Origin of the sequence: Streptomyces sp. NPDC048211 (assembly GCF_043202315.1) — a bacterium.
Taxonomy (GTDB): domain Bacteria; phylum Actinomycetota; class Actinomycetes; order Streptomycetales; family Streptomycetaceae; genus Streptomyces.
This window is the reverse complement of the sequence record NZ_JBIDAD010000002.1, coordinates 1,258,717-1,285,041: the sequence shown is the minus strand read 5'-3', so window position 1 is coordinate 1,285,041 and position 26,325 is coordinate 1,258,717. Positions and strand designations below refer to the sequence as shown.

20 protein-coding genes and 1 tRNA gene are annotated in these 26,325 nt (G+C 68.1%); 10 read left to right on the top strand and 11 right to left on the bottom strand.

Annotation, left to right across the window (positions count from 1 at the left end; all coding sequences use genetic code 11):
- The first annotated feature begins 1,219 nt into the window (after positions 1-1,219).
- Both ACGFZA_RS12465 and ACGFZA_RS12460 read left to right on the top strand, forming a co-directional pair.
- The gene (locus ACGFZA_RS12465; protein ID WP_393678845.1) at positions 1,220-2,344 is read left to right on the top strand and encodes a sporulation protein; all 1,125 of its coding nucleotides are present in this window, start codon (positions 1,220-1,222) and stop codon (positions 2,342-2,344) included.
- Between the two features lie 227 nt (positions 2,345-2,571).
- Positions 2,572-2,985 (top strand): signal peptidase I, encoded by a 414-nt coding sequence (locus ACGFZA_RS12460; protein WP_393678844.1) that lies wholly within the window; start codon positions 2,572-2,574, stop codon positions 2,983-2,985.
- A gap of 480 nt (positions 2,986-3,465) precedes the next feature.
- Here the strand turns inward: ACGFZA_RS12460 and ACGFZA_RS12455 are convergent, their stop codons facing one another.
- From ACGFZA_RS12455 to ACGFZA_RS12435, 5 genes are read right to left on the bottom strand one after another with little or no spacing between them, the layout of a single operon-like run.
- Entirely contained in the window at positions 3,466-4,581 is a 1,116-nt protein-coding gene (locus tag ACGFZA_RS12455; protein WP_393678843.1) for an iron-containing alcohol dehydrogenase, read from the bottom strand.
- A gap of 1 nt (position 4,582) precedes the next feature.
- Complete coding sequence (pgk, locus tag ACGFZA_RS12450; RefSeq protein ID WP_393678842.1) at positions 4,583-5,779, bottom strand: phosphoglycerate kinase; 1,197 nt, start codon at positions 5,777-5,779, stop codon at positions 4,583-4,585.
- 26 nt (positions 5,780-5,805) lie between these two features.
- On the bottom strand, positions 5,806-6,912 hold the full coding sequence (gene argC / locus ACGFZA_RS12445) for an N-acetyl-gamma-glutamyl-phosphate reductase (RefSeq protein WP_393678841.1): 1,107 nt from the start codon (positions 6,910-6,912) through the stop codon (positions 5,806-5,808).
- A gap of 42 nt (positions 6,913-6,954) precedes the next feature.
- The gene (locus ACGFZA_RS12440) at positions 6,955-7,926 is read right to left on the bottom strand and encodes an NAD(P)-dependent oxidoreductase (protein ID WP_393678840.1); all 972 of its coding nucleotides are present in this window, start codon (positions 7,924-7,926) and stop codon (positions 6,955-6,957) included.
- A 39-nt stretch (positions 7,927-7,965) separates the two neighbouring features.
- A complete protein-coding gene (locus ACGFZA_RS12435; RefSeq protein WP_393678839.1) occupies positions 7,966-8,379 on the bottom strand; it encodes an isocitrate lyase/phosphoenolpyruvate mutase family protein in 414 nt (137 codons plus the stop codon).
- Between the two features lie 156 nt (positions 8,380-8,535).
- Between ACGFZA_RS12435 and ACGFZA_RS12430 the strand changes: the two genes are divergently transcribed.
- The gene (locus ACGFZA_RS12430; RefSeq protein ID WP_393678838.1) at positions 8,536-8,850 is read left to right on the top strand and encodes a hypothetical protein; all 315 of its coding nucleotides are present in this window, start codon (positions 8,536-8,538) and stop codon (positions 8,848-8,850) included.
- Between the two features lie 961 nt (positions 8,851-9,811).
- Here ACGFZA_RS12430 and ACGFZA_RS12425 read toward each other — a convergent pair.
- Positions 9,812-9,885 (bottom strand) — tRNA-Pro (locus ACGFZA_RS12425).
- A gap of 128 nt (positions 9,886-10,013) precedes the next feature.
- Between ACGFZA_RS12425 and ACGFZA_RS12420 the strand changes: the two genes are divergently transcribed.
- From ACGFZA_RS12420 to ACGFZA_RS12410, 3 genes are all read left to right on the top strand, one after another.
- Positions 10,014-10,715, top strand: coding sequence for a transketolase (locus ACGFZA_RS12420; protein ID WP_393678837.1), 702 nt, complete (start codon positions 10,014-10,016; stop codon positions 10,713-10,715).
- Between the two features lie 85 nt (positions 10,716-10,800).
- Positions 10,801-11,736 (top strand): transketolase family protein, encoded by a 936-nt coding sequence (locus ACGFZA_RS12415; protein WP_393678836.1) that lies wholly within the window; start codon positions 10,801-10,803, stop codon positions 11,734-11,736.
- A gap of 88 nt (positions 11,737-11,824) precedes the next feature.
- A complete protein-coding gene (locus ACGFZA_RS12410) occupies positions 11,825-12,433 on the top strand; it encodes a carbohydrate-binding protein (RefSeq protein WP_393678835.1) in 609 nt (202 codons plus the stop codon).
- A 107-nt stretch (positions 12,434-12,540) separates the two neighbouring features.
- On the opposite strand, the gene ACGFZA_RS12405 is transcribed toward ACGFZA_RS12410, so the two are convergent.
- The 5 genes from ACGFZA_RS12405 to ACGFZA_RS12385 form a co-directional block, all read right to left on the bottom strand.
- Complete coding sequence (locus ACGFZA_RS12405; protein WP_393678834.1) at positions 12,541-14,739, bottom strand: right-handed parallel beta-helix repeat-containing protein; 2,199 nt, start codon at positions 14,737-14,739, stop codon at positions 12,541-12,543.
- Positions 14,736-16,202: a M1 family metallopeptidase gene (locus ACGFZA_RS12400; RefSeq protein WP_393678833.1), complete on the bottom strand. Its 1,467-nt coding sequence runs from the start codon at positions 16,200-16,202 to the stop codon at positions 14,736-14,738. The genes ACGFZA_RS12405 and ACGFZA_RS12400 overlap by 4 nt, the downstream gene beginning before the upstream one ends.
- Positions 16,199-17,872, bottom strand: a complete 1,674-nt coding sequence (locus tag ACGFZA_RS12395) for an extracellular solute-binding protein (protein ID WP_393678832.1) — start codon at positions 17,870-17,872, stop codon at positions 16,199-16,201. The genes ACGFZA_RS12400 and ACGFZA_RS12395 overlap by 4 nt, the downstream gene beginning before the upstream one ends.
- Positions 17,873-17,929: 57 nt before the next feature.
- Entirely contained in the window at positions 17,930-18,790 is an 861-nt protein-coding gene (locus ACGFZA_RS12390; protein ID WP_385278846.1) for a carbohydrate ABC transporter permease, read from the bottom strand.
- Positions 18,791-18,872: 82 nt separating this feature from the next.
- Positions 18,873-19,886: an ABC transporter permease gene (locus ACGFZA_RS12385; RefSeq protein ID WP_393678831.1), complete on the bottom strand. Its 1,014-nt coding sequence runs from the start codon at positions 19,884-19,886 to the stop codon at positions 18,873-18,875.
- Between the two features lie 339 nt (positions 19,887-20,225).
- On the opposite strand from ACGFZA_RS12385, the gene ACGFZA_RS12380 reads away from it, so the two are divergent.
- The 4 genes from ACGFZA_RS12380 (at position 20,226) to ACGFZA_RS12365 (ending at position 26,321) form a co-directional block, all read left to right on the top strand.
- A complete protein-coding gene (locus ACGFZA_RS12380; RefSeq protein WP_393678830.1) occupies positions 20,226-21,212 on the top strand; it encodes a hydroxyacid dehydrogenase in 987 nt (328 codons plus the stop codon).
- A gap of 62 nt (positions 21,213-21,274) precedes the next feature.
- Positions 21,275-22,369 carry a LacI family DNA-binding transcriptional regulator gene (locus ACGFZA_RS12375; RefSeq protein WP_385278844.1) on the top strand — a complete coding sequence of 365 codons (1,095 nt, stop codon included), beginning with the start codon at positions 21,275-21,277 and terminating at the stop codon, positions 22,367-22,369.
- A gap of 159 nt (positions 22,370-22,528) precedes the next feature.
- The gene (locus tag ACGFZA_RS12370) at positions 22,529-23,887 is read left to right on the top strand and encodes a M60 family metallopeptidase (RefSeq protein WP_393678829.1); all 1,359 of its coding nucleotides are present in this window, start codon (positions 22,529-22,531) and stop codon (positions 23,885-23,887) included.
- A gap of 22 nt (positions 23,888-23,909) precedes the next feature.
- Positions 23,910-26,321: a polysaccharide lyase 8 family protein gene (locus ACGFZA_RS12365; protein ID WP_393678828.1), complete on the top strand. Its 2,412-nt coding sequence runs from the start codon at positions 23,910-23,912 to the stop codon at positions 26,319-26,321.
- Positions 26,322-26,325: the final 4 nt, after the last annotated feature.

Genomic DNA, 26,325 nt, shown 5'->3' with positions numbered 1-26,325 from the left:
CAGCGGTCACCGTTCTCCGTCGTGCGAGCCGGTCCAGAGGTGCCGACGAGCGGATGTGATTCGGCCGGGATCTCGATGGTCGCGTGGCCGGCCGCCGGAGCCCGTGACCTGTCGTCGCGTCCTGTCGCCGAATGCGATCGCAAGACCGAGCGGACCTACCGACCTGGGCTTTTGACAACAGTGTCTGGCCCTCGTCGCACCGCGTCGGCCGGGCCGACCAGGGGCCGCCCCCGCCGGCGCCCCCATCCGCTTCTCCGGCACCGAAACCATCACCGAGCTCGCCCCCGTTGTAGTTCCTGACGGGGTACCGCCGATCCCACATCGACCCCATGGCACAAGGAATGAACCGCCTCATACCCGGGCAACACGTCGCCCCGGCCGGAGGCGGAGACAGGCTCCGCGAGGCCCTGTCCCTGGTCCCACCGACGACACCTGTGCGCGACTCACCTACTCTGCCGGCCCCCCGTGCCCGCACCCAACTCGGGCTCGGGGGCCGCTCCTGTATCCACAGCCACCTCAACGGGACCCCACCACTCGGCTCCCCACGCCGGACACGGTGACGACCGGACCGTGTCGCTGCCGGCACTCGCTGCCCGGCTGACAGCTGAAGGCCAACCGGCGACGATCTCGAGGAGGTGTGCCCCAGCCCTGCAACCCTCATCTACTTCCGATTGGTTCGCGTAAAGATCAGATAGAGGATCGCTCCGATCGGAATATGCAACTCCAATGTTGCCGCCGGAGAGAGAATCACCGACAGATTGATCATATCGAACATTTCCCGGCCTCCTTCGAGGGGTTTTCGAACCACCCGTGCGGGGCACCGGCGGCGCCTCGGGTCCCCCCATGGGATCCGATCAGCCGGAGCCCAGGAAGGGCTCACGAGGGGGCCCACAACTCGGCGGAGGGGCTCAGAGCACCCAACTCGCGGGTACCTTTGGGTAAAAGGAGGCGAGGCAGCATGGCTGACCCACGGGACGGTGCAAGTCGGTGCAATCTGCGGCTCGAGGAACTCGTGGCCGCATCGGGGATGAGCCGCAAGAGGTTGGCCCATCGGGTGAATGAACTGTCCGCCTCCGATGGAAATCCCAGTCAGTACACGCACACGTCCGTCGCGAACTGGTGTCGCCGCGGAATGGTTCCGAAATGGCCGACTCCCCAGCTCATCTGCAGGTCGTTATCCGAGGTACTGGGCAGGCCGGTGACCCTTCAGGACATCGGCATGCCAGGCGCGGAAGCGAACACGGCGCAGCTGGGACTGGAGTTCGCTCGGCACCAGGACGACGCGGTGACCGAAGCAGCAGCCTATTGGAGCGCAGTGAATCGCCGTCAGTTCCTCGCCAGTCAGACGTTCGCCATCTCGGCTTTCAGCACCCCGATGACCCGCTGGCTGATCGATCCGGCCGAGCCGACCCGCGCCCGAACCTCGGGGCCAGTGGTCGACCGGGAACACATCGCGGAGCTCAGGGAGGCTGCCGACAGCGCACGTCAGTGGGACTCGCGGTTCGGTGGAGCCAATCGCATGGCCAAGTCGCTCACGGAGTATCTGTACGACCGTGTGGCCCCTCTGTTGCAGGGCAGCTACTCCGAGCCGGTGGGCCGCGATCTGTTCCGCGTCACCGCGGAGATGGCCCGGCTGGCCGGCTTCACGGCGTTCGACGCGGGCCGCCACGACATCGCCCAGCGCCACTTCATCCAGGCACTCCGGCTCGCCCGGGCCGGCGGAGACGCCGAACTCGGCTCGTACATCCTCAGCACCATGGCGATGCAGTCGATGACGCGTGGCTTCACGTCCGAGGCGATCGACATGGCCCAGGGCGCCTTCCAGCGCGGACGCGGCCTGAATCCGCGAGTGGCGGGGTTCGCCAAGATGATCGAGGCAAGGGCACACGCACGGGCGTCCGACGGGCGGGCTACGAGCGCGTGCATCGCCGAGGCCGAACGCCTTCAGAATCGGGCGGAGGGCACGGAGAGCCCCGCGTGGATCGGGTTCTTCACCCAGCAGAGGATCGTCACCGACGCGACCGAAGCATTCCGTGACCTGGGTAATCACCGGGCCGTCTTCGCCTGGAACGCGACGGGCCCCATGCCCTCCGACGCGTTTCTCCGTTCGCGTAGCGTCCGGCTCTCCGTGCTGGCCTCAGCCCACGCCCAGAATGGCGACCTGGACCAGAGCCTGCGCCTCGCCCGCGAGTCACTGGCCCTGTTCACTCGACTGGGCAGCCTTCGCGGGATGGAGTGGCTGCGCGTCTACAACCGCTCCTTGGAGCCCTGGTCCAGGGACGCGCAGGTGACGGCCTTCAGCGCGGACGTCCGCAGGGCCGCCCGTTCGCTGGCGGCGGCCTGATTCCGGTCTGTCAGCTGTCCCGCACCCGCGCTGCCCACCGGACATCAGTGCGCTCCGGGGTGTCATACCCGGCCGGGATGAAGGAGGGCGCGCGCCTTAGAAGCGCGGGCCGGGATGGAGGAGTTCGAAGAGCTCCAGCCGTCTCCCTGTCGGAGGCGCGTACCGAGCGAGGCAGCGGCAAGAGCGGGGGCACCCCCGACAGCCCTCGGCTGCTACCTTCCAGAGCCATGAAGGACACCGTTTATGTGGGCAACGCAGGCAGGGATGCGGCACTGGACCGTGGGTGGCTGCTGGGCCACTTCAAGAATGCGTCTGACCCTCGGCACAGCGAGGAGGTTGAGATCAAGTGGGGCATCCACCCTCAAGGCGACGAGCGGGCACAGTGGGTAACCGGCGAGGAACGAACAGCCCTCTTGGTGCTCATCAGTGGTCGATTCCGCGTGGAACTTCCGGAACGCAGCGTTCTACTTGCCGAGCAAGGTGACTATGTCGTGTGGGGTCGAGGCGTCGACCACTCCTGGTATGCCGAGGAAGAATCGGTTGTTTTGACGGTTCGCTGGCCGTCCGTGCCTGGATTCAAGGTAGCTGACCAGGATGAGAGCACGGCAGAGTCGCCGGACGTGGTGCCGAACAACGACTGACACAATGAGTTGATCTACCGGTGGGCGATCGGGCAACAGGCGAGCTCGATGAAGCCTTCGCAGATGTCGGCTCGGCGTTCGCAGCGGCTGGGGAGGCATGTGCCCCGTGCTGTACAGGGGTCCGCAGCGGACAATGGCCGACCCGATACGTCCTCGGCCGACCAGGTCGCCGTAGATGTCGTGCTCGTAGGCATGGTCCGCGAATCGATCACGAACCGGAACCCGTCGAAACGGGCCGCTCGCTCAGCTCGGCCGGCAGCACTTCGTGGGTGCGCCGCCAGACGCAGGCTTCGTTCCAGTCCCCATCCGCCGCCGGCACGTCATGCCCGAACCGATGTCCCTCGCACGGCAGGAGCGGCTCGATCCGCTCCCACAAGTCGTCCGAAACCGTCCACGGCGAACTCTCTGTACACCGCCACACCTGGCTCCTCCCCCAGGCACTGCCACCAACGCCCAACCGCCTCATTGCGTCAGCCGTTGTCAGAGTGAGCGGAGATAGATTGTCTCGATCAGAGAGTTCCCCGGCTCGGAGGAAGGGTCGTTGTCGAGGTTGCCAGAAACGCGACTCGCGAAGTCATGGACATCGCGCAACACATATCCGTGATCTCTTAGCTTCTCCGTCAGCCCGATGTCCTGAAGCAGGGACTGGACGGCGTGGCGGAGGTCGGTTTCTCCGAAGAATCGTGCGACGGCTGTCGCCTCGTCGCTGGCCACTTGCTCGACGGAGTCCAGCCAGGCTGGATACAGCATCGCCAGGCCAGAGCCATGGGAAGGGCCGACGCGTTCGGTGGTTCCCATCGCCTGCTGCATTCTGTGCGGGAGACAGGTGCTGGCCGTGGCCACGTTGATGCCGCCCAGCAAAGCACCGAACGCCATTGTGTCCCTGACCTCCGCACTTGCATCACCGGCGGACAAGCGGCGCAGGGCCGGCGCCAAGAGCTCGATGGCCCGCTCGGAGAGCGCCTTGTTCATTTCGCCGGAACGGCGCGCCAGGAAGCCCTCGACAGCGTGAGCCATGGCGTCGAAGCCCGAGTCGAGGGCGGCGCGGCGGGGAAGCGTATCGGTCAGTGACGGGTCGATGAGCGCGGTCTTCGGGAAGAGATCGTCGCCACGTATACCTGACTTGAAGTCCCGCACCACGTCCGTGATGATCGCCCCCTTGGTGACCTCCGCACCGCTTCCCGCCGTGGTCGGTACCGCGATCACCGGTAAGGAGTCGAGGGAGGGCTTGAGCGTACGCCCGACGAGTCCGGCGACCGACTCATGTCCCATTCCGACCGATACGGCCTTCGCGGCGTCGATCGCGCTGCCCCCACCCAGCCCGATCACCACATGAGCGCCGAAGCGTCTGGCCTGCCGTATCACCGCATCTACTTCGTCGGAGCGTGGATTCGAGGAGATCCAGTCGCATATCTCAGCTTTGACACCCGAGGTGGAAAGGTTGGCTTGGACACGTGCCAGCACACCCGACGCCCGCATGGCGGAACGACCACAGACGATCAAAGCCTGATCTCCCCAGTCCTGGGCAAGTGTTCCCAGGTCCTCGATGCGGCCGCGGCCGAAGACGATCCGGGTCGGAACGTGGAAGTCGAACATGTCAGGTCTCCGTCCAAGGCGTGGCAGCGTTTTCGCGTAGGGCACGAAGGACAGGAAGATCGGCCTCGCCCAGATAGCACAGTGCCGAGCCGCCTCCGGTCGAAGTGGGTCCCGCGAAGGGAAGCTCGGAAACGGTGTCCCCGCCCAGGAGGATTGCCCTGACCCTCGGAGCCGAGGCCCAGTTCAGCAAGTGCGTCGAGGCATGTCCGAACCCTTGGAGATACAGACTCGGCGTTCCGGCCACCACGGCGCGGCATCCGATGCCGGCGAACTGCCGCATGAGGTCCAGCAGCCAACTCTCCAGGGAGAAATCCACGATGGCGAATCCCGATGGAACACCCTGGGCAATTCGGATCTCTCGCGGGTCCGTGAACGTTTCCCCAAACCTGCGGGCAATGATCACGCGATTGGGCACGTGGATACGAGCCGCTGCAGAACCCAAGATTTCGAGGGTCGCCTCCATGCATCGCTCGGGCTCTTCGCCGAGTTCGGAGTTGCCCACTTGGTAGCCCTGCGCCCGTAGCACATGATTCAAGACCGCCCCACCCGGCACTACGACGTCGTACGTATGGGAGAAATTGCGCAGCCCGACGAGAGTCTTCTCGGGTTTCACACCACCCAGAACCGCAAGAGAGGGCACGGACGGATCGGTGCCGGACCAGGGAGAAAGCCGTTCAAGCTCTATCAACATACTCATTGCGGCCCACCCTGGAATGCACTTCAACAGTCCGACATTGGAGGCGTGTTCACGGTGGGCCTTGGAGAAGCCACCCACCGCCACGGCATCTCCCAAACGGGCGAACTGTAAGGCGAGGACCGGATCATTGGCCTCCTCGCCGGGATGGTGCCGCGTGTTCCCGAAGAGCGCCACGCCGCCTGGAGCCAGCGCGTGAGAGTGGTCCACTGCCGAGTCCGTGGTGTTCTCCGGAACGTAGATCACGTCCTTGCCGAGGCGCCCGCTCAGATAGGCAGCGACGTCCCCCAGGTGCTGCGCCGAACCGTCCTTGTAGCGCCCCTGGTGAGAGAGTACCGAGACTCGCGCTCCCGCGTTGGCGAGACGGGCGATGTCGGCCACCTCAGCGTCTATACGGCTGACGTTGTGCATGCCTGACGCCACGTTGAAACCGGCCGAGAAAATCCAGCGTTCACCCCAGACTACGCACCGGTCGAGGAGCGGCCGGTTTGCGTCCTGCGGCACAGAGGCCTTTGTCGGAGGAGGCACAGTCACAGACCGTACGTCCGCAGGGCCGCCGTCTCGTCCAACCCGAACATGACGTTCATGTTCTGGATGGCAGAACCTGCGGCTCCTTTAACCAGGTTGTCGGTGACGGACAATAGCTTGATAATGCCCCGTCGAGAGTCGTAGTCGGCACCGATGTGGCAATAATTTGAACCAATGACACTGGCCAAACCGGGATAGACCTCGTATTCTTTGGAGTTGGTCTCTCCCGTCTTGGGAAGTGTGTTCACCCGGACGAAGAACTCCTTCTCACTTCCATGGCCGTAGAAGTCCGTGAGGAGTGCAAGTATCCGCTCACGTGTCATGGCTTCTCGAACGGCGGGATGCACGGCCAGGCTGGCCTGCAGGAAAATACCGCGGGCGAAATTACCGTGGGCGGTGTTGAAGTCCATGGTCAGTGGGCGACCCGCTTCGGCAGCGAGCTGGGTTTCCAGCTCTGGTCCATGGCGATGACCCTCCATGCTGTAGGGCAGCATGGAGTTGAGCACCTCAGCGTGCATGATGGACCGTTTTGGCTTGTTGCCGGCCCCCGTAGTGCCGTTGATCGCACTGATGTGTACAGGGACATCGAGATTGACCCATGCAGCACGCAACAGCGGCGTCAGTGCCAGGATCGCTGTGATGACGTAGCACCCCGGATTGGCGAGGAGCCGGGCTCTGGCAATGTTCTCGCGGTTCAGTTCTGTGAGGCCGTAGACTGCTGTGAGCAGCAACTCGGGAGCGGTGTGTTCGGAACCGTAGACCTGTGAGTAGAGTTCCGGGTCGGAGAAACGGAAGTCGGCGCTGACATCGATCACACGGATTCCGTGCTCAAGAAACCAGGGTGCGTTTCGCATCGCTTCACCCGAGGGCGTACAGAAGAAGACGACATCGAGATCATCCTTCTGGCGCCTGAGGTCGTCGACGCCAAGGAACTCCAGACCACTCCCCATGAGATTACGGTGAACACGGTCGAACTGTTCGTCACCCCGTGAGGTCGGCAGGATCCGATCGACCTGAGGATGATTGAGGAGGAGTCGACACATTTCGCCGCCTGTGTAGCCGGTGGCGCCAACGACGCCCACGCTCAATCTGCCGTTCTCGAGTGGCATGGACCTGCCTTCCAAAAAAAGAAGCGACGTTGTCCGGAACGGTCAGACGACGCGGGTGGGAGCGTCCTGACAGGTCAGACTCAACGCCAGACCGTCGAGGAGCATCGCCCCGATGCGGGCTTGGGAATCGACCGACATGGCGCCGATGTGAGGCGTAAGGACGACGTTGTCCAGTTCGGACAGTCGGCTTGGTTCACGTTCGATGGCTGGGACATCGATGGCGGCGCCGGCGATGTGCCGTCGAGTCAGGGCATCGTAGAGGTCGTTCTCATTGACGACTCCCGCGCGGGAGACGTTCACAAGGTAGGCGCCGGACTTCATCGCGGCCAGCTCTGCCGCGGTGATGAGGTGGCGAGTGCGGTCATTGAGGGGGCATGTCAGGGCCACAACATCCGCGTTGCGGAGCACTTCGCCGCTACTCATGAGAGTGATACCCATACGCGCAAACTCGGTTTTACGCTCTTTGGTCGGGCGACCTACTGAGCCCACCACTTGCATGCCGACACCGCACGCCAGTGCGGCCAGGCGGGAACCTATGTCGCCCAGCCCGACGACTCCCAGCGTCTTGCCTGCCAGTTCAATCCCCGCCAGTTCAGACTTCTTCCATATGTTGCTACGCATCTGCCGGTCAGCGAGGGCGATGTGACGGGTCACTGCGTAGGTGAGTCCGAGTGCCAGTTCCGCCACTGAACCTGAGGAAACATTAGGGATGTTGAAGACCTGGATGCCCGCACGTCTGGCAGCCGTGAGATCAATGTTGTCCGTGCCGTTGCCCGCTCGGGCGATCACCTTGAGCTGCCGGGCACCGTTGATGACATGCGCCGACAGCTCCACACCGCTACGCAACACGATCGCGTCCATGCCTGGCACGAGGTGGAGCAGTTCGGCTCCGGATGGCTGCATGCGGACGGTGACGTCGTATGTCACGCGGAGCTGCTCCAGCGCTTGAGGAGCGATGGGGTCGACGACCAGGATCTTGTGACGAACGGGCGATGAGGGCGCATCTGAGTTCACAGGTTGTCTCCCCCTGTCGGTCTGGATGCCTGCGATGGGCTATCCGCCACAGGCGCGAACGGGGCATGAGGACACCGCGCCCGCCAGGAATTGCGGGACAGCCCTTAGCGGGCCTGCCCCAGAGCGGAGAATCGAGTCGACGGCATCAGGCATTGGGCTTCTGCCATGTTCTGAGTTGAGGTTGTTCCCATATCCCGTGTCGCCGTCAGCGATGACCGGTATACCGATCGCCTTCCGCATGTTCGAGGCCGCATCAAGGTACACGGTCATCGTGATTACGCCGGCGTCGGGAATGCACCGGGCTGCCGATACCTCAAGGCTGGATGGCCATACGGCGTCGAAGCCCGCCTGCTGCGCAATCACGACACCCAGAGCGTCATGGGCTCCGACGACACGAACCAGTCCTCCCTTTTTCACCAGCGACCGAAAGGACGAGTACGAACGCCTGAGCATCTATTCCTCCCATATATATCGGCCAAGATGGATTCAGCGAGACACTCTCAGGCTCAAGGACACTGGGGTGACCATTTACCGGCGAGTCCGATACGGCCCATTCGGAGACCAGGATGTGCATTCTTCGACCAAAAGTCGACTGACCTGGCGGGAGCGGTGGATACCGTCAACGCGGCAGCCAGCAGGGCATGGAACCTCTGGACAATTTCTCGAACTGTGGCTCTATTGGATAAAGCCGTCGAAAACTCGACGACTCAAATCTTGAGTGCCGATCAGTCACGATGCCGAAGAGCACGCCATAAACATGATCACCCGCACATCAGCCAGGATGTCGGCTTCTCCGTGCTCGCCATTGCGAGCCTCAAGGCAGAACTGGCAATATTCTTGAGTGAAAATGTCCGGCATGACTCTGGATGCCCCTGCCTTTCCGGCCGAATTAATTCCTGGACGATCACCATTCAAGGCGAGTGATCTTCACCTTGAATGTATTAGCGAGATTCGCCACAGCACCCCCCTCCCCGTGTCCGTAATTTGCATCCTCGCCGCGTCTCACGCGAGGAGCTTCAAGAGGTAATATGCACAGGCACGTTAACCTGGTGTTCAATTATGAGTCAACTACTTGTCGGCTATCTGGCTTATTCAAGTTGCCGCGCACGACGACTTGCATGTACAGAGCTTCCTGAGGCGGGTGGCAAGCAAGGCGGTGAAACAAAGGTCAGCCCGCGTTCACGCCAATCACTGGTCGCTACCGAACCCACTCGCATCGAGTCGCGCGGGTGGCCTGTATGGGGCCCTTGACGCGAACCTGCCGTGGCCATGATTGAGCCGCACCGAAGGATCGGTCACAGAATGAGATACGGAAGGCTCGCCACACGATCCTCCTGAAACGTCCCGATGAGCCGCGAGCAGTGTGCGAATTCGGTCGTTCGTGAGGGTATGGGTAAGGGCTGTCCCGCAATTCTTGGTGGATCAGCGCACGGCGTCAGATGCGGTGCATCGCAAGGCGGAGAGGCGCCCGCATACTGGATGTATTCGGTCGTTTCGACAAGGGAGGGGGCCCCGTGCCGTTCAGGCTGCGGGGAAGAGGTGCCGTAGCCTGCTTTGCGCGCCCGCCAGGAATGGCGGGACAGCCCTTAATCGACCGTGGATCGTGGACGATGAGTTGCGGGCGCCGATCGGTCCCATGCTGCCCGAGCGGTCGGCGGACCACGGCTGGTCTCGGACCGGCTCTGCCCAGGGCACCTTGCTCGTGCTCTACGACGACAACGTCCGGCAACTCCTGGCGCCGGGGTTCGGCGCGCTCGCTGCCGAGCCCGATGGCCATGGCCTGCCGATCCGGCCAAGAACGCCAGCCCCCCACCGGCCCCCAAAAACGATCAAGGGCCGGTTTCGGATTGCTCCGAAACCGGCCCTGATCGACGACTGTCTCCAGTCGGGACGACAGGATTTGAACCTGCGACCCCTTGACCCCCAGTCAAGTGCGCTACCAAGCTGCGCCACGTCCCGTTGCCCGCCTGACCTGGGGTTTCCCCCTGGCTGAACGCGCATGAGAACAATACCGCACTTCAACCGGTGGTCACGAACACCTTTCACCGCTTGACCTCAACCGCGCTTGACGTTGAACGCTGATCGGCATGACGAAGACGACTGCCGCACCGACATCCGCATACCGCGACCTGCCCCGGCTGATGAGCCTGATGACCGGCGACGAGAAGCACGGCCCCGCCGCCACGTCGACCCGGGACGCGCTGTGGGTGCTCTACGACCGGGTCCTGCGGGTGACACCCGAGACCGCCGACGCGCCCGACCGGGACCGTTTCCTGCTGTCGAAGGGGCACGGGCCCATGGCGTACTACGCGGTCCTCGCGGCGCACGGGTTCTTCGACGAGGGGCTGCTGGCCGGGTTCGGCTCGTACGGATCGCCGCTCGGTCACCATCCCGACCGGCTCCTGGTACCCGGTGCCGAGATCGGCAGCGGCTCGCTGGGGCACGGCTTGCCGCTGGCCGTGGGGACCGCGCTGGGGCTGCGGGCCCAGGGACTGACCGGGCCGCGGGTATGGGTGCTGACCGGCGACGCCGAGCTGGACGAGGGCAGCAATCACGAGGCGATCGCGTACGCCGGCCCGGCCGGTCTGGAGCAGCTGCACACCGTGGTGATCGACAACGCCTCGGCGACATACGGCCGCCCCGGCGGGATCGCGGAGCGGTTCGCCACCGCGGGCTGGTCGGTCGCATCGGTGGACGGGCGGGACCACGAGGCGCTGTACGCGGCCTTCACCGCACCGCACCCGAGGCAGCCCCGGGCCGTCGTGGCCCGGGTTGCCCCGAAGCGCTGAGCCGTGGCGAGGGCGGGGCCGGGCACGGCGCCGCCGCAGGACCGGACTACGACACACACCTGAGCGAAAGCAGAGGAACACTCCCATGGACACGATGCGTGACCGTTTCATCGCCACCACCACACGGCTGCTCGACGAGGACCCCCGCCTGGCGCTCGTACTCGCCGAAATCAGCCGTGACGGATTCGGCCGGGCCGAGCGGGACCATCCCGGCCGGGTCGTGAACGTCGGCATCCGCGAGCAGCTGCTCGTCGGGGCCGCCGCCGGCATGGCGCTCACCGGGATGCGTCCGGTCGTGCACACCTTCGCGAGTTTCCTGGTGGAGCGGCCGTTCGAGCAGGTGAAGCTGGACTTCGGCCACCAGGGGGTCGGTGGCGTGTTGGTGAGCGCCGGGGCCTCGTACGACTGGCCGGCCGGCGGATTCACCCACATGGCACCCGGGGACGTCGCGCTCATGGACACGCTGGACGGCTGGACCGTGCACGTTCCGGGTCATCCCGACGAGGCCGAGACGCTGCTGCGGGAGGCCGCCGCCGGGGAAGGGCGGGTGTATGTGCGCCTGTCGCTGCAGTCCAACCAGCGGGCGCGCCCGGTCGGCGGGACGGGCGGGTTCACCACCGCGCGGGAGGGAAGGGACGGGGTGGTGATCGCCGTCGGCCCGATGCTCGACAACGTGCTCGCCGCTACGGAGGGACTCGACGTGACCGTGTTGTACGCGACCACCGTGCGGCCCTTCGACGCACGGGGGCTCCGGCTGGCGGTCGACGGCGGGGCCACCGCCGATGTGGTGATCGTCGAGCCGTATCTGGCGGGCACCTCGACGGCCGCCGCCAACGACGCGCTCGCCGCGCTCCCCCACCGGATCCTGGGACTCGGCGTGGCCCGTGAGGAGCTGCGGCGGTACGGACAGATGGATGAGCATGTCGCGGCGCACGGCCTGGACCCGCACGGCCTGCGGGAACGGATCGGCGCCTTTCTCGGCGGCCGGGGCGGCCGGCGTGGGGACGTACCGGCCCATTGACCGCGCGGAAGGCGTGACCCTACCCTGAACAACGCGTCCGGAAAGCGCTTTCTAAATCCTCTCGGCACCCACCCCACAGGGAGCGCCCGTGAACCGTCGCCCATCGATCCGCGGCGTCTTAGGGAGCCTGTTGCCCCCGCGGGACCTGGTTCCGCTCGCCGCCCTCGCCCTCTGCCCGGTGCTCACCTTCTGCGTTCTGGCGAGCTCACCTCCCCGGGCGCACGCCGCCTCTTCGCGGACGCCGGCCCTGGTTCCGGTCACCTGGCCGCAGCCCGCCTTCTGCGAGGCGGAGTGGTTCACGACGACCGGTGGCATGCACGGCGGCGCGGTCACGGAGAACCGGGCCGCAGACTCCGGCGGGAGGCGGATCACCGAGATCGAGGACGGTGACTGGATCGACCTCGGCGCGGTGTCGCCGGCGAGGGTCGGCTCGGTGACGGTCCGCGCCTCGTCCGGCGGCATCGGCGGCACGGTCGAGTTCCGGGCCGGGTCGCCGGCCGGGCCGCTCCTGGGGAGTCTCACCGTCCCGGTCACCGGCGGATGGGACCGCCCCGCGTCACCGGCGGCCCGGCTGACGGGCGCCGAGGGCGGGGTACGGCTGTACGCCGTGTTCACCAATCCGGCCTGGAGTGCGGGAACGGCCGACCTGTTCGCCGTGGACTGGTTCCGCTTCGACGGTCCCGAGGCCGGCGGATAGGCCGCGCGCGTATCCGGGGCCATTCACGCCGGCGTGAGCGCCCGGGGCGGCGCCGGACGCCGGACCGGCCCGAGGGGCCCGGTCCGGCGTCCGTATGCGGTGCGACGTCAGGAGTGGATGAGCACCTGCGCCAGCGCCACCCGGCCCGTGCCGGAGGTCACGATCCTCACCGTGCGGGTCCGGCTGTCCAGACTCACCAGCGTGGGACGGAGCGCCTTCCCGCTGACGTGCACCGTGCCGTCGTCCGTCACGACATCGAAGTCGGCCGTGGCGGAGCCGGAGTTGTTCCAGACCTCCACCTGCCGGATGTGCCGGACGCCGCCGAGGTCCACCTGCCACCAGGCACCCGCCTCGGAGAGCGTGCGGGTGTCCGTGTTGGTGTCGGCGTCCAGGGCGAGTGCCGCCGTGGCCGTGCCCTCGGTGGAGGACTGGGTGGCCGTGCCCGTGCGCGCGAGGTCGGTGCGCAGTTGCTCGACCGGGCCGCCTCGGGAACCCGCCCGGGCTGCCACGGCGAGTGCCTCGGCGGGCAGACGGTCCAGTCCGGTGAGGTTGTCCGTCATGACGGAGCCCCGGCCGGCGAGTGCGGGTGCGGCGGTGTCGGTCCAGTTGCCCCGGGCGGTGTTCTCGATGCCGTAGTCGGCCCAGTTGGACACCCACTTGTAGCCGATGCGGGTGATGACGTTCTTCTCGACGGTGATGTGCGACGACTGCTCGTCGAGGTAGATGCCGTTGCCGTCGCGCTCGGTGTTGCCGTACGCGGAGCGGTTGATGTAGTTGCCGCTCAGGACGGTGCCGGGCTGGGCGCCCTGGGTGTAGATGGCGCCGCCGTCGTGCTGCTCCTGCGCCACCTCCATGACGTGGGTGATGCGGTTGTCCGTCACCTTGTTGTCGCGCAGTACGGACTTCTGGGCCTCGGGTTGGTTCCAGCCCCAGCCTACGGAGATCCCGGAGTACGGAAGGTGGTCCAGGCTGTTGTGGTCGACGGTCAGCTCCGCCTCGTAACCGGCCCAGATGCCCACCGCGTCGGTGTACTCGACGCCGGTGCGGCTGATGGTGTTGTACGCGACGGTGTTGCGCTCCCCGGCGAGTTCGGCGCCGGGCATCGGCTCGGTGTCGCCGACGTAGACGGCGCCCGAGGACAGGTCGGTGAAGGACGAGCCGGTCAGGGAGCTGTCCTTCGTGCCGGCCTCCAGGATCGCGCCGGCCCCGCCGAGGTGGATGAACCGGCTGTGGCCGATGCTCACCCCCCGGCCGCCGCGGACGGTGACCGCGGCGGCCGGCTTGGTGTAGTAGCGGCCCGCGTGGTCGACGGGGCCGGTGGCTCCGGTCAGGGTGAGACCGGCCTGCATGCCCGCATAGCCCTCGTCGGTGCCGGGCTGTCGGTACGCCGCATACGCGAAGCCGATCCCGTCGACGGTGACATCGTGGGCACCGTCGACGACGAGCAGTTGTTCGGTGTGCGGAGTGATGGCCTGCGCGCGGCGCATGTTCTCGCCCTTGCGCGGCAGGTAGGTCACGGTGCGGCCGGCCGAGTCCCAGACGAACTCGCCCGGCTGGTCAAGCAGTTCGGGAGCGTTCTCGAAGAATGCGACGCCGCTGTAGCGGCTGGAGTCGACCGTGGTGGAGTCCCAGGCGGGCCCGGTGCGGTCGGTGCCGCTCGCCGAGTTGGTCCAGCAGGGCCGGGCGAAGGTCATGGTGTCGCCGCTGACGCCCGCGATCCGGCAGTGGTAGTTGCGCCAGCGGACCCGGATGACGGCCTCGGCGTCGGTGGGGCGCTGCCACCGGTCGATTCCGGTGGCGGTCGCGCCCGTCATCCCTGCCTCGGTCGCCTCGCACGTGGCGGCCGCGCAGGCATCGCCGCGGGCACGGGTCGCACGCCGGCCGTCGACGAAGAGCTGGCGCGGGGTGACGCCGTCGGGGACAGCCGCGCTCCAGGTGCCGTCGGTGTTCTGCCGCCAGCCCGTGATGTCCTGTCCGCCGGAGAGGACGGGGCGGGCGCCGGGGGCGGCGGCCCAGGAGACGCCGGAGTCGGCGGCGCCGAGCGTGAGGGGAGCGTCGAGGTGGTACGTGCCGTCCTCCAGGAGTACGCGGACGTCGCGCCGTGTCTCGGAGCGGGCCAGGTCCCGGGCGCCTTCGGGGGTGCAGGGGCGGAAGACGGTGCAGGAGGAGCCGTGGCCGTCGGGGGCCGCGTACAGGGTGCGGGTACCGGGTGCGGCCTGGGCAGCCGGGGCGGCGAGGAGCGCGGCCAGGAAGACCGCGGTGGCGGTGGCGGCGGTGGCTCGTACGCCGTTCATGGGGCGGTTCACGCAGCAGCCTTCCAATCGGGGTGGCCGGGCATGGGAGGGTTGACCGCTCCGAAGAGCCAGTCGCGCAGGAACGGGTCGACGGACCGGTCGCCGGTGACGTCGACGGCGTGCCGGATGAAGGCCTCGCTGGTGTAGGTGGAGTCCTTGAACCGCTTCACCCACGCGCGCATCACCCGGTCGAACGACGGCCGGCCGATCCGCAGGCTCAGCGCGTACAGGACGAGCGCGCCGCCGTCGTAGATGTTCGTGCCGCCGAGTGCCTTGGGCAGGCCGGGCGGGCCGTCGGCGGCGCGGACCGCGTCGAGCTTCTCGTACGTCGACTTCATCTTGTCGGCGAAGACGGACCAGCCCCGCTCCTCGCCGTACAGGCCGGCGTAGTAGACCGCGGGGCCCTCGTTGAGCCAGGCCTGCTGCCAGTCGTCCGGGGTGACGGAGTCGCCGAACCACTGGTGGACGAGCTCGTGGACCATGGTCGTCTCGTAGCCGGGCTGACCGTTGGCGTTGAGCTTGAACCAGTTGGTGGAGAAGAGGGAGAGGGTCTGGTTCTCCAGGGCGTCGGTGTATCCGTCGTAGATGTGGAGTCCGTAGACGGAGAACGGGTAGCGGCCGAACTTCGCCTCCAGCCAGGCGAGATGGTCGGCGGTACGGGCCACGATCGGGGCGTACGTGTCCTCCTGGCCCTGCGGGACGATATGCCGCAGTGGCAGGCCGCGGTGGCTGCTTCCGTAGAGGTAGGTGCCCTTGACGACGGCGATCCCGATGAGTTCGGTCGCCATGCGCTCGCGGAGGGCGAAGTGCCAGACGGTGGAGCCGTCGGCCCGCGGGGTCCGGTGGGTCAGCTCGCCGTTGGCGGTGGCGACGAAGCCTTCGGGGGCGCTGATGTGGAAGGTCCACGTCGCCTTGTCGGACGGGGTGTCGTTGCACGGCAGGAAGGTGTCGGCGCGCGAGGACTGAGCGGCCGAGGCGAAGCCGCCGTCGGTCCCGAACTTCCATCCGGTGAGGCCGAGCCGGGGCGCCTTGCCGTTGCCCCGGTAGCGGATCTCGGTGGTGAACGCCTGCCCGCGGTGGAGCGGGCGGGCCGGGGTGACGGTCAGCTCCTGACCGCTCCGGCCGGGTGCGATCGACCAGGTGGCGGGGCGGCCTGCGACGGTGACGGATTCGATGGTGTGGCCGTCGGTGTCGAGGTTGAGCGCGGAGAGATCCTGGGTGGCCCCGGCGTTGATCTTCACGGTGGCGGTGAAGTCGTACGTCACCGGGGTGAAGTCGAAGGTGAGGTCGTAGTGGACGACCTGGTAGCCGCCGTTGCCGAGTGTCGGGAAGAGCGGGTCGCCGACGCCGTCGGAGCCGGGCTGCGGGTCGAATCCGTGCCGCTGCGCGAACGCGGGCGAGCCGAGGGCGGGGACCGCGACGGCCGCGACGGCCGCCGACCCGCCGAGTGCGAGGACCGAGCGTCGTGTGGTCACTTCTTGCCCTTCTGGAAGGCTTCCTCGAACTCGCCGCGGGCCTTCTCGCCGCCCTTGGCCAGGTAGTCCTTGACGAGCTGGTCGTAGGCCGACATGGACTTGCGGCCGGAGATGATGTCCTTCAGCGCGTCCGACTTGAGCGTGTAGAGGCTGCCGGATCCCTTCGAGTCCCAGGTGGGTGAGGAGTACTGGAGCGTCGGGTCCTGCTCCATCATCGGGATCATCTTGGTGAAGGCGTCGTGGACGTGCCGGACACCCTGCTCCGAGTCGGCGCTGAAGACGGCGGGAACGGCGGAGGCCATGAACTTCCAGGGCACGGTGACGTCCTGGGTGCCCTGCTTGGTGAGCGCGGGGTTGCCCTTGGCATCGCGGGTGAAGTCCTTGCCCTCGATCCCGTAGTTGATGAGGGTGTACTCCTGGCTGCCGAACGGCGAGGCGGCGAAGTCGGCCAGCGCGAGGACCTGCTTGACACGGTCTCCGGACGCCTTCTTGACGTGCGTGTTCTCCAGCTTGACGTTGTCCATCCAGGCGACGGCGTCCTTGCCGACGGGGACGAAGGGGCGGGGGTCGTACCCCTTGTCGATGGCCCCCATGGCCGCGATGTAGCCGACGCCGGGTGCCAGATAGGTGGGCATCCCGTCGTAGACATAGGCGCCCTTGCCGTTCTTGAACATGTCCGTGTACTGGGCCTTCTGCGCCCCGGACATCTGGAGGGTTCCCGGATAGAAGCAGCCCGCCTTGTACAGCAGCCGGGCGGTCTCCACAGCCTTGCGGAACTCCGGCGTCTCCAGGTCGCAGGTGAACGTGCCGGTCTTCTCGTCCAGCCGCCAGTAGTAGGGCGCGCCCGCGGACATCGCGAGCATGGTGGTAGCGCCGGCGATGATCGCGTACTGGTCCTTCTTGGGCCGGGTCAGTTCCTTGCAGACCTCGACGAAGCGGTCGAGTCCGGTGATCTGGCCGAGGTCCGTGACGCCGACCTCCTCGAAGAGGTCGTGGCGGTAGACGCCCGCGCCGCCGGTGCCGGTCCGGGCGATCGGGATGCCGTACAGCTTCCCCCCGAAGATCGCGGCCTGCCAGGCGCCCTTCGGGATCGCGGCCAGGTTCGGGTAGTCCTTGATCTTGTCACCGGCGAGGTACGGAGTCAGGTCGGCGCACGTGGCCCGCAGGAAGCCGGCCTTGTTGTCGACGCCGCCGACCTCGGGGTACATGAAGAGGTCGGGAAGGCTGTCGCTGGCCACCATGGTGGAGAACTTGGTGCCGTAGTCGTCGGCGGGCACGGCGGTGATGTCCACCTGCCCGCCGAGGAGCTTCTCGATCTCCTGCCAGGCCGCGTTCCTGCCCCGCGAGGGCGGCGGCGGGGAGAAGGTCTCCATCGTCGCGCTGATCGGCTTCGCCCCCTTGAGCGGCGTGCCCTTCGTGGCCCTCAGCGGCTTGGCCGGATAGCTGAAGAAGCCCTGCGGGACCCCGGCGGCCGTGCCGGGCAGGTCGGGCTTCAGGCCGATGTTGCGGACCGTGGTGTCCGGGAGCAGCGAGGCGCTCTTGGCCTCCGCCTCGGCGGTCGTGCCGCCGTCGCCGCAGGCGGCGAGCAGCGGGGCGGCGGCCAGGCCCAGACCGACGCCCGCACCCATGCGGAACAGTGCTCTGCGATTGATGGGGGAAGAGCTCGACACCTGAATCTCCTTGGAAGTGGGAGAGGGGAAGGGAGGAGTGGGGGGCGGTGGCTGCGCTCAGCCCTTGACGGCGCCCGTGAGCACGCCCTTGGTGAAGTAGCGCTGGAGGAACGGGTAGACACAGAGGATCGGGACGACGGCGATCACGAGGACCGCCATCTGCACGGCCTGCTGCGGGGCGAGCACCTCGCCGGCCGATGCGGCGTTCAGGCTCTGGCCCTGGAGGACGTAGGTGCGCAGCACCATGGGCAGCGGCCATTTGTCGGTGTCGTTGAGGTACAGGAGCGAGTTGAAGAAGGCGTTCCAGTAGGTCACGGCGTAGAAGAGGCTGATCACGGCGAGGACGGCCTTGGAGAGCGGCAGGACGATCCGGACCAGGATGCGGAAATCACCGGCGCCGTCGACCTTCGCCGCGTCGTACAGCTCCTCCGGCAGGTTCATGAAGAAGGACCGCAGGACGACGAGGTTGAAGGCACTGACCAGGGTGGGCATGACGAGCGCCGCGTAGGTGTCGTAGAGGCCGAGTCCCTTGACCAGCAGGAAGTTCGGGATGATGCCCGCGTTGAACAGCATGGTGAACAGGGCGGTCATCAGGATGAAGCGGGATCCGGTGACGTCGCGGCGGGAGAGTCCGTACGCCATGCCGACGGTCACGAGCAGGCTGGCGAGCGTACCGAAGACGGTGATGCCCACGGAGACGAGCAGTGCCCGGGTGACGACACCCCCGGTGAAGATCGTGCGGTAGGCGTCGAGGGTGGGGTGGTCCGGCCACAGGACGAGGCCGGAGCTCTTGATGATGTCGGTCTGCGAGGCGATGCTCGTGCCGATGACGCCGATCAGCGGGTAGGCGACGGCGAGGACGACCACCACGACGGCGACCGCCTTGGCGGTCTGGCCGATGCGGGTCGGGCGCTCCATCCACGGGGGCCGGCCGTCGGACTTGCGTACGGGAGCGGGGCGGGGCGCCGGTGCGGTGCTCCGGGTCTTGGCGCGCGTCTTCTCAGCGGTCAGCACCGCGGTACACCCCTTCGTGGCCGAGCCGGTGGGCGAACTTGTTCGCGCCCAGCACGAGTGCGGTGCCGATGACCGCCTTGACGAGTCCGACGGCGGCGGCGACGCCCCAGTCGTTGTCCTTGATGCCGTGGTAGTAGACGTAGGTGTCGAGGACTTCACCGGCGTCCGGGCCGACCGCGTCGCGCTGGAGCAGGATCTGCTCGAAGCCGACGGAGAGGATCTGGCCGAGGTTGAGGATCAGCAGCAGGATGAGTACGGGGGCGATGCCCGGCAGCGTCACGTGCCACAGGCGGCGCCTGGGTCCCGCGCCGTCGATCGCGGCCGCCTCGTACTGCTGCCGGTCGATGTTGAGCAGCGCGGCGAGGATGATGATCGTGCCCCAGCCGGCGTCCTTCCAGGCCACCTGGAGGGTCAGCAGCCAGGGGAAGGCGTCGGGGTCGCTCATCATGTCGTAGCGCGGAAGTCCCAAGCCGCCCAGGACGTCGGGCAGCACCCCGGCGCCGCCGAGGATCTGCTGGAAGATCGAGACGATGATGACCCAGCCGATGAAGTGCGGCAGATACACGACGCTCTGCACGAAGCGCCTGATGCGGTCGCTGGCGATGCTGTTGAGCAGCAGGGCCAGGGCGATGGGCACCGGGAAGAAGAACACCAGCTGGACGAGGGCGATCTCCAGCGTGTTGAACGTCGCGCTCCAGAAGGCCGGTTCGGAGAACGCCGCGGAGAAGTTGGCGAAGCCCACCCAGACGCTGTGCATGTATCCGAGGTAGGGCTGGTAGTCCTGGAACGCCACCACGTACCCGAGCAGCGGGACGTAGTGGAAGACGACGAAGTAGAGCAGGCCGGGCAGGGTGAGCAGCAGCATCACCCGGTCGCGCCTGATCCGCTGCCCGAGCGTCAGACGGCGTGGCGCGACGAGGGCCGGGCCGGCCGGCGGGGCGGGTTCTTCGACCCGCTTTCGCCGCGTTTTCCGCGGCAGCGGGGGTGCTGTGTCAGCCATGGTGCGTCCTGTTCGGCTGGGTGGCGCGTGGTGAGCCTTCTGCGGCCGCAAGTTAGTAAGCGGTTAACCCAAGCGTCAAGAGATCCGGGCGAACGTCTTTGTTACGCGATGGGTCGGAGAGGAAATCCGATCCAGCAAAAGCTTGCATAGGGGGGTAAACAGGGCAGTTCTGCGATGGCAGTGCTTGACGGTCGCCCTCCAGGCTCCCTAGCGTGCCGGTCATTCCATAGAACGCGATTACTGTCCGGAGGCAGGGTGCGAACCACCGAAGAGGCGCCGGCTCGTTCCGGTACCGATGCTGCGGCCCCGCCCGAAAGGCGTCCGCGCACGGTCCTGGTCATGAGCCCCGGACTGCTGGACGACGTCTTCCCACCCCCCGTCCGGGCCCGTCTGGAGGAGACGGCCGAACTGCTCGATCCATCCCTGATCAGCGAGTTCGACTCCCCCGGCGCCGCTCGGGCACTGGCCACGGCGGAGGTGCTGCTCACCGGCTGGGGGTGCCCCGCCGTGGACGCCGGCCTGCTGGACCGGACTCCGCGGCTGCGGGCCGTGATCCACGCGGCCGGCACCGTGAAAACGTTTCTGTCGCCGGCCGCGTTCGACCGCGGGATCGTGGTCTCCTCGGCCGCCGCGGCCAACGCCGTGCCGGTGGCGGAGTTCACCCTGGCGGCGATCATCATGGGCGCGAAGCGGGTGTTCCCGCTGGCGGGGCTCTACCGCGCCCGCCGCACCCACCGCACCGGGGCGGACCTCGACCGGCAGCACTGGCTCGGCACGCACGGGCTGACCGTCGGAGTGGTGGGCGCGTCCCGGATCGGCCGCCGGGTGATCGAGCTGCTGAGGGTCCTGGACGCGGAGGTGCTGCTGTACGACCCGTACGTGAGCGCCGCCGAGGCCGAGCTCCTCGGCGTGACCCGCACGGACCTGGACACCCTCGTGGCGACCAGTGACGTGGTGAGCGTCCACGCCCCGGACACCCCCGAGACGCGCGGGATCATCGACGCGCGCCGCATCGGCCTGATGCGCCCCGGCACGCTGCTCGTCAACACGGCGCGCGGCACCCTGGTGGACACCGAGGCGCTCACCGGGCATCTGGTCAGCGGGCGGCTCGACGCGGTCCTCGACGTCACGTCGCCCGAGCCGCTCCCCTCCGACCACCCGCTGTGGGACCTGCCCAACGTCTTCCTCACCCCGCATCTCGCGGGCGCCCAGGGCAACGAGGTGGGCCGGCTCGGAGCGCTCGCCGTCGAGGAGCTGGAGCGCTACGCGCACGGTGAGCCGTTCGCCCATCCGGTGCACCGGGCCGACCTGGGGAGGATCGCATGAACACCGTCCCCGGGCAGGCTCTAGGCTCGGCGTCACACAACAGCCACCAGGGGGTGAGCCGGATGCGCCGGCAGAGCACGGCCGCGGACGGACAGCGGCGGGCCACGGTCACCGACGTCGCACGGCGCGCAGGCGTCTCGACGGCCACCGTCTCCCGCGTCCTGAACCGCAACTACCCCGTCGCGGAGGCCACCCGGGAACGGGTCGAGTCGGCCATGCGCGAGCTCGGCTACGTGGTCAACGCGCACGCCCGCGCGCTGGCCGGCGTCTCCAACCGCACGGTCGGCATCATCGTCAACGAGGTCATCGACCCCTTCTACGCCTACATCGCCCGCGGGGTGGAGCGCGAGGCGGCGCTCGGCGGGCGGCTCTGCCTGGTCTGCTGCACGCAGGGCGACCCCCAGCGCGAGCTTGCCTTCATCGACCTCATGCACGAGCGCAGGGCGGACGCGGTCGTGGTGGTCGGCGGCTCCATCGCCGACCGCGGCTACACCTCCGAGCTGGCCCGCCGGGCCCGCGAGCTGGACGCGGGCGGCTCCAAACTGGTGCTCTGCGGACGGCCTCCCCTGGGCGAGGGCGCCCCGACCGCGGCTGTGGAGTACGACAACGAGGGCGGCGCCTTCGCCATCACCGACCATCTGCTGATGCAGGGCCACGAGCGGATCCTCTACCTCGGCGGGCCGCCCAAGCTCTCCACCACCCGCGACCGGCTGGCCGGCCACCGGCGGGCCCTGGAGCTGCGGGGTATCGCCATCGACCCGGACCTGGCCCAGCCCGGCGCCTTCAGCCGCAACTTCGGCTATCGGCGGATGGCCGAACTGCTGCGGGACGGTCCGGAGTTCACCGCCGTCTTCGCAGCCAACGACATGGTGGCCGCGGGTGCCGCCCAGGCGCTGGAGGAAGCCGGGGTGCGGGTGCCCAAGGACATCTCGCTGGTGGGGTACGACGACATCCCGGTCGCCCAGGAGCTGCGCCCCCGGCTGACCACCGTCCATGTCCCCCTGGAGGAGATGGGCCGTCAGGCCGTGCGGCTCGCCGTCTCGGGCGGGGACGAGGACGACTGGCGCGAGCCCACCACGGGCGCTCTGCGGCTCGGCACACACATCGTGGTACGCGATTCCGTCGCCCCCAGGGCCGGCAGGTCCTCTCGCATGTGACCGGTTACTGACCGCCTGTCCACAGTTGGCCATAGAAAATCACAGTAACTTCCCGACTCCCCTTGCGGCTGGATAGCAACCGCTTACATGCTGACGGGACGACCCACCCCCGTTCCGCACGCTTCCGCCCCTCATTCATTTCTGCAGGGAGAGTTCCGCATGCGTAAGCCCAGTTCCTCCGCCCCGGTTTCCCGCTCCGTCGGCCGCCGCACCGTCCTGGCCGCCGGCGCCGGGGCGGTGGCCGCCCTCGGCGCCACCGCGACCTCCGCGCGGGCCGCGACCGCCCGCCCCGCCGCCCGCCCGGTCTCGCTGACCATCACCGCCCGCCCGGCCGCCGAGGCCGAACGGCTCCGGCTGGCACAAGCCCTGCGCGGCTCGGAGTTCCAGCCCACCGGTCTGTACGCCCCCGCCGGCACCCCGCTCTCGCTCACGGTCCAGCCGTGCGACGGCCTGGTGCCCACCCTCTGGATCGGTGCCTGGGACTACTACGGCGAGATCACCGAACCGCGCAGCTACCCGCTCACCGCCGGCGCCAACACCGTGACCGACCCGCACGGCGGGCCGGTCTATCTGACGCTCACCGGGCATGGCGAGCGGGCAGAAGTGAAGTTCCGCTCCGGCACCGTCCCCATGCCGGTCTTCACCCTGGGCCGCACCACCGAGGCCGACTACCAGCACCAGCTGGACACCCTGACCGCCGCGCCCTGGGTGGAGCTCCACGCCCCGAACACCATCATGACGCTGAGCCGTGAGGGCGCGCTGCTGTACCGCGGGGAGGACCATGCCGCACTGCTCCGGCTGGTCGAGACGATCATCGACTCGCACGCCCGCATCAGCGGCCTGGACGGTTCGAAGCCGGTGCACCGGCGCAAGGCGGGGCCGTACCACTTCACCGAGGTCAGCAAGGTGCCGACAGGCGTCGGCGCCTACGCCACGCACGGCTACAACGGCTTCCCGCGGGCCTATCTCGACCGGGCCACCACAGTGGAGGGGCTGCGCACGCGCGGGTGGGGGCTCTACCACGAACTCGGCCACCTGCATCAGCAGATGGCGTACAAGCCGGGGGGCCTCACCGAGGTCACGGTGAACATCTACTCACTGGCCGCCCAGCGCACCCTCGACCAGCCGTCCAACCTGCTCACCGTCGACCCGGCGACCGGGCTGACCGCCTTCCAGACCTCGCGCGCGAAGTTCGGCACAGCCGGGCTGACGTACGAGAAATCCTTCGGAGCGTACGAGAAGCTCGTGCCGCTGCGGCAGTTGGAGCTCGCCTTCGGGGACGACTTCTGGCCCCGGCTGCACAAGCTGGTGCGCGAGGAGAACCCGCAGTCGGACTACACGGAGAACGACAAGCGATACCGGGCACTGGCCACCTACTCCAGCCGGATCGCGGGATACGACCTCACCGGCTTCTTCGTGGACACCTGGGCGTTCCCGATCGATGCCGTCGGCAGGGCGGAACTGTCGGCCCTCAACCTGCCGCAGCCGCCCGTCGACCCCAGCACGCTCACCGACTGACGGCCGCGGAAAAGGAGTCAGTATGCAGCTGAGCAGAAGGACCGTTCTCGCCGCGGGCGGCGCGACCCTGTCCGGAGTCCTGGCCGCGGGCGCGGCGCGGGCGGCGGAGCCGGAGCCCGCGGAGCCGGGTGCCGAAGAAGACTTCGACGCCCTGCTGGCCCGGGCCGAAGCCCTGCTGACCGGGGGCGCGTTCGACCCGTCGGACCCCGACTTCGCCGCAGGGGTCGCCGCACTGGACGGCACCGCCGGAGAGCTCTGGGACACGCTGGACCGCAGCGCGGGCCGCACCGCGCTGTGGAGCGACCTCTCCCCCCTCACCGCTCCGGGGAACTTCGGACAGAGCTATACGCGACTGCGCACGCTCGCGACTGCGTGGGCCACCCCCGGCACCGCGCTCTCAGGCAGTTCGGAGGCGGCGGACGCCCTCGTCTCCGCCCTGCGGTTCACGTACGACACCGCCTACCGTCCGAGTGCCCCGGAGAGCGGCAACTGGTGGTTCTGGGAAATCGGTGCGCCGCGTGCGCTGATGGACACCTGCGTCCTGGTGCGCGGCCGCCTGCCGGCCGGTGATCTCGCGGACTATCTGGCGGTCGTCGACCGCTTCTGCCCGGACGCGGACCGCCGCACCAACTCCCCCACCCTGTCCGAGACCGGCGCCAACCGCACCGACAAGGCCGTGATCGTCGCACTGCGCGGGCTGCTCGGCAGGGACGCGGCCAAGATGGCATCCGCCCGCGACGCCCTTTCCGACGTACGCGACGCGGGACGCAACAGCCTCTTCCGGTACACGAGTTCGGGAGACGGCTTCTACGAGGACGGCTCGTTCGTCCAGCACGAGGTCGTCGCGTACACCGGCTCGTACGGCACCGTGCTGCTCGGTGGCGCCGCCTATCTGCTCTCGCTCCTCGCCGGTTCCCCGTGGGCGGTCACCGACGCGAAGGTCTCGGTGATGTACGACGCCGTGGAGCGGAGCTTCGCGCCGGTGGTCTTCGACGGACTGATGATGGACGCGGTACGCGGACGTGCCGTGTCCCGGGAGCGCGCGGGCGACCACCGGGACGGTGCGACGGCCGTCGCCGCGATCCTGCTCCTCGCGACCGGCGCGCCGGCCGACCGGGCGGACCGGTGGCGCGCCCTGGCCAAGGGCTGGCTGACGCGCAACCGCACCACCCCCTTCACCGAACTGGCCACGCTCCCCCAACTCGCCCTGGCCAAAGCCGTACTGAACGATCCCGGCGTCCCGTCCGAGCCCCGCACGACGGGCAGTTTCGTCTTCGCCGACATGGACCGTGTGGTGCACCGACGCCCCGGCTGGGCCTGCGCCCTGTCGCTGTCCTCCCGGCGCATCTGCGCGTACGAGGCGGGCAACGGCGAGAATCTGCACGGCTGGTACACCGGCGACGGCATGACGTACCTGTACGACGCTGACGGCCTCGGGCAGTTCAACGACGGCTTCTGGCCGACCGTGGACCCGTACCGCCTGCCCGGCACCACGGTCGACACGCGCGCCCGTGCCGATCTCGGCACGGGCGGCGGCACCGCCACCTACCGGCCGGCGAACGCCGTCGCGGGCGGTGCGGTGCTGGGTGGCGGCTACTCCGCCGCCGCGATGGAGCTGACGGGCGCCCCGGGCAGCACCCTGCGGGCGAGGAAGTCGTGGTTCCTTCTCGACAACGCGGTGGTCGCGCTGGGAGCGGGCATCACGTCGAGCGACGGCCGGACCGTGGAAACGGTCGTGGAGAACCGCAATCTCGGCGCGGACGGCCGCAACCGTCTGCTGGTGAACGGTGTGCCCGGCGCCGTGGAGGACGGCAGGCCAGCCGAGTTCGGCCGGGCCGGCTGGGCACATCTCCAGGGCGTCGGCGGTTACGTCTTCCCCGGCGCGACCGCCCTGCGTGCCCTGCGCGAGCGGCGCACCGGTACCTGGCGGGCGATCAACACCGGTGCGGACACCGGGGGAAGCACCGATCCCGTCAGCCGCCGCTACGTCACACTCCTGATGGACCACGGGATCTCCCCCACCGACGCGGGCTACGCCTATGTACTGCTGCCCGGCGCGTCCGCGGCGGCCACCGCGGTGTGGTCGCACTCGCGGCCGGTGCGGATCCTCGCCAACGACGCCACCGCACAGGCCGTGGAGGACCGCAGGACCGGACTGACCGCGGCACACTTCTGGGGCGCCGGTTCGGCGGCCGGGATCACCGCGTCCGGTCCGGCGACGGTCCTCGTACGGCGGCAGGGCGCGCACGTGTCCGTCGCGGTCGCCGACCCGGGCCGGACCCAGACCGTGGTCTCGGTCCAGCTCCCCTTCCGTGTCCGGTCGGTGTCGGCGTCCGACGACACCGTCACCCTCACCCCGGGGCTGCGGCCCGTGCTCACCGTCGCCGTCGGCGGCTCCCGGGGCCACACCCACCACGCCGAACTCATCCGGTAACCAC

Excerpts from the sequence above, each read along its gene's own strand:
- ACGFZA_RS12370 (WP_393678829.1), top strand. The coding sequence starts at position 22,529 with ATGCGTAAGCCCAGTTCCTCCGCCCCGGTTTCCCGCTCCGTCGGCCGC.
- ACGFZA_RS12415 (WP_393678836.1), top strand. The coding sequence starts at position 10,801 with ATGGACACGATGCGTGACCGTTTCATCGCCACCACCACACGGCTGCTC.
- ACGFZA_RS12365 (WP_393678828.1), top strand. The coding sequence starts at position 23,910 with ATGCAGCTGAGCAGAAGGACCGTTCTCGCCGCGGGCGGCGCGACCCTG.
- ACGFZA_RS12420 (WP_393678837.1), top strand. The coding sequence starts at position 10,014 with ATGACGAAGACGACTGCCGCACCGACATCCGCATACCGCGACCTGCCC.
- ACGFZA_RS12460 (WP_393678844.1), top strand. The coding sequence starts at position 2,572 with ATGAAGGACACCGTTTATGTGGGCAACGCAGGCAGGGATGCGGCACTG.
- argC (WP_393678841.1), bottom strand. The coding sequence starts at position 6,912 with ATGCCACTCGAGAACGGCAGATTGAGCGTGGGCGTCGTTGGCGCCACC.
- ACGFZA_RS12380 (WP_393678830.1), top strand. The coding sequence starts at position 20,226 with ATGAGCCCCGGACTGCTGGACGACGTCTTCCCACCCCCCGTCCGGGCC.
- ACGFZA_RS12455 (WP_393678843.1), bottom strand. The coding sequence starts at position 4,581 with ATGTTCGACTTCCACGTTCCGACCCGGATCGTCTTCGGCCGCGGCCGC.
- ACGFZA_RS12465 (WP_393678845.1), top strand. The coding sequence starts at position 1,220 with ATGCCAGGCGCGGAAGCGAACACGGCGCAGCTGGGACTGGAGTTCGCT.
- ACGFZA_RS12435 (WP_393678839.1), bottom strand. The coding sequence starts at position 8,379 with ATGCTCAGGCGTTCGTACTCGTCCTTTCGGTCGCTGGTGAAAAAGGGA.
- ACGFZA_RS12385 (WP_393678831.1), bottom strand. The coding sequence starts at position 19,886 with ATGGCTGACACAGCACCCCCGCTGCCGCGGAAAACGCGGCGAAAGCGG.
- ACGFZA_RS12375 (WP_385278844.1), top strand. The coding sequence starts at position 21,275 with ATGCGCCGGCAGAGCACGGCCGCGGACGGACAGCGGCGGGCCACGGTC.
- ACGFZA_RS12390 (WP_385278846.1), bottom strand. The coding sequence starts at position 18,790 with ATGGAGCGCCCGACCCGCATCGGCCAGACCGCCAAGGCGGTCGCCGTC.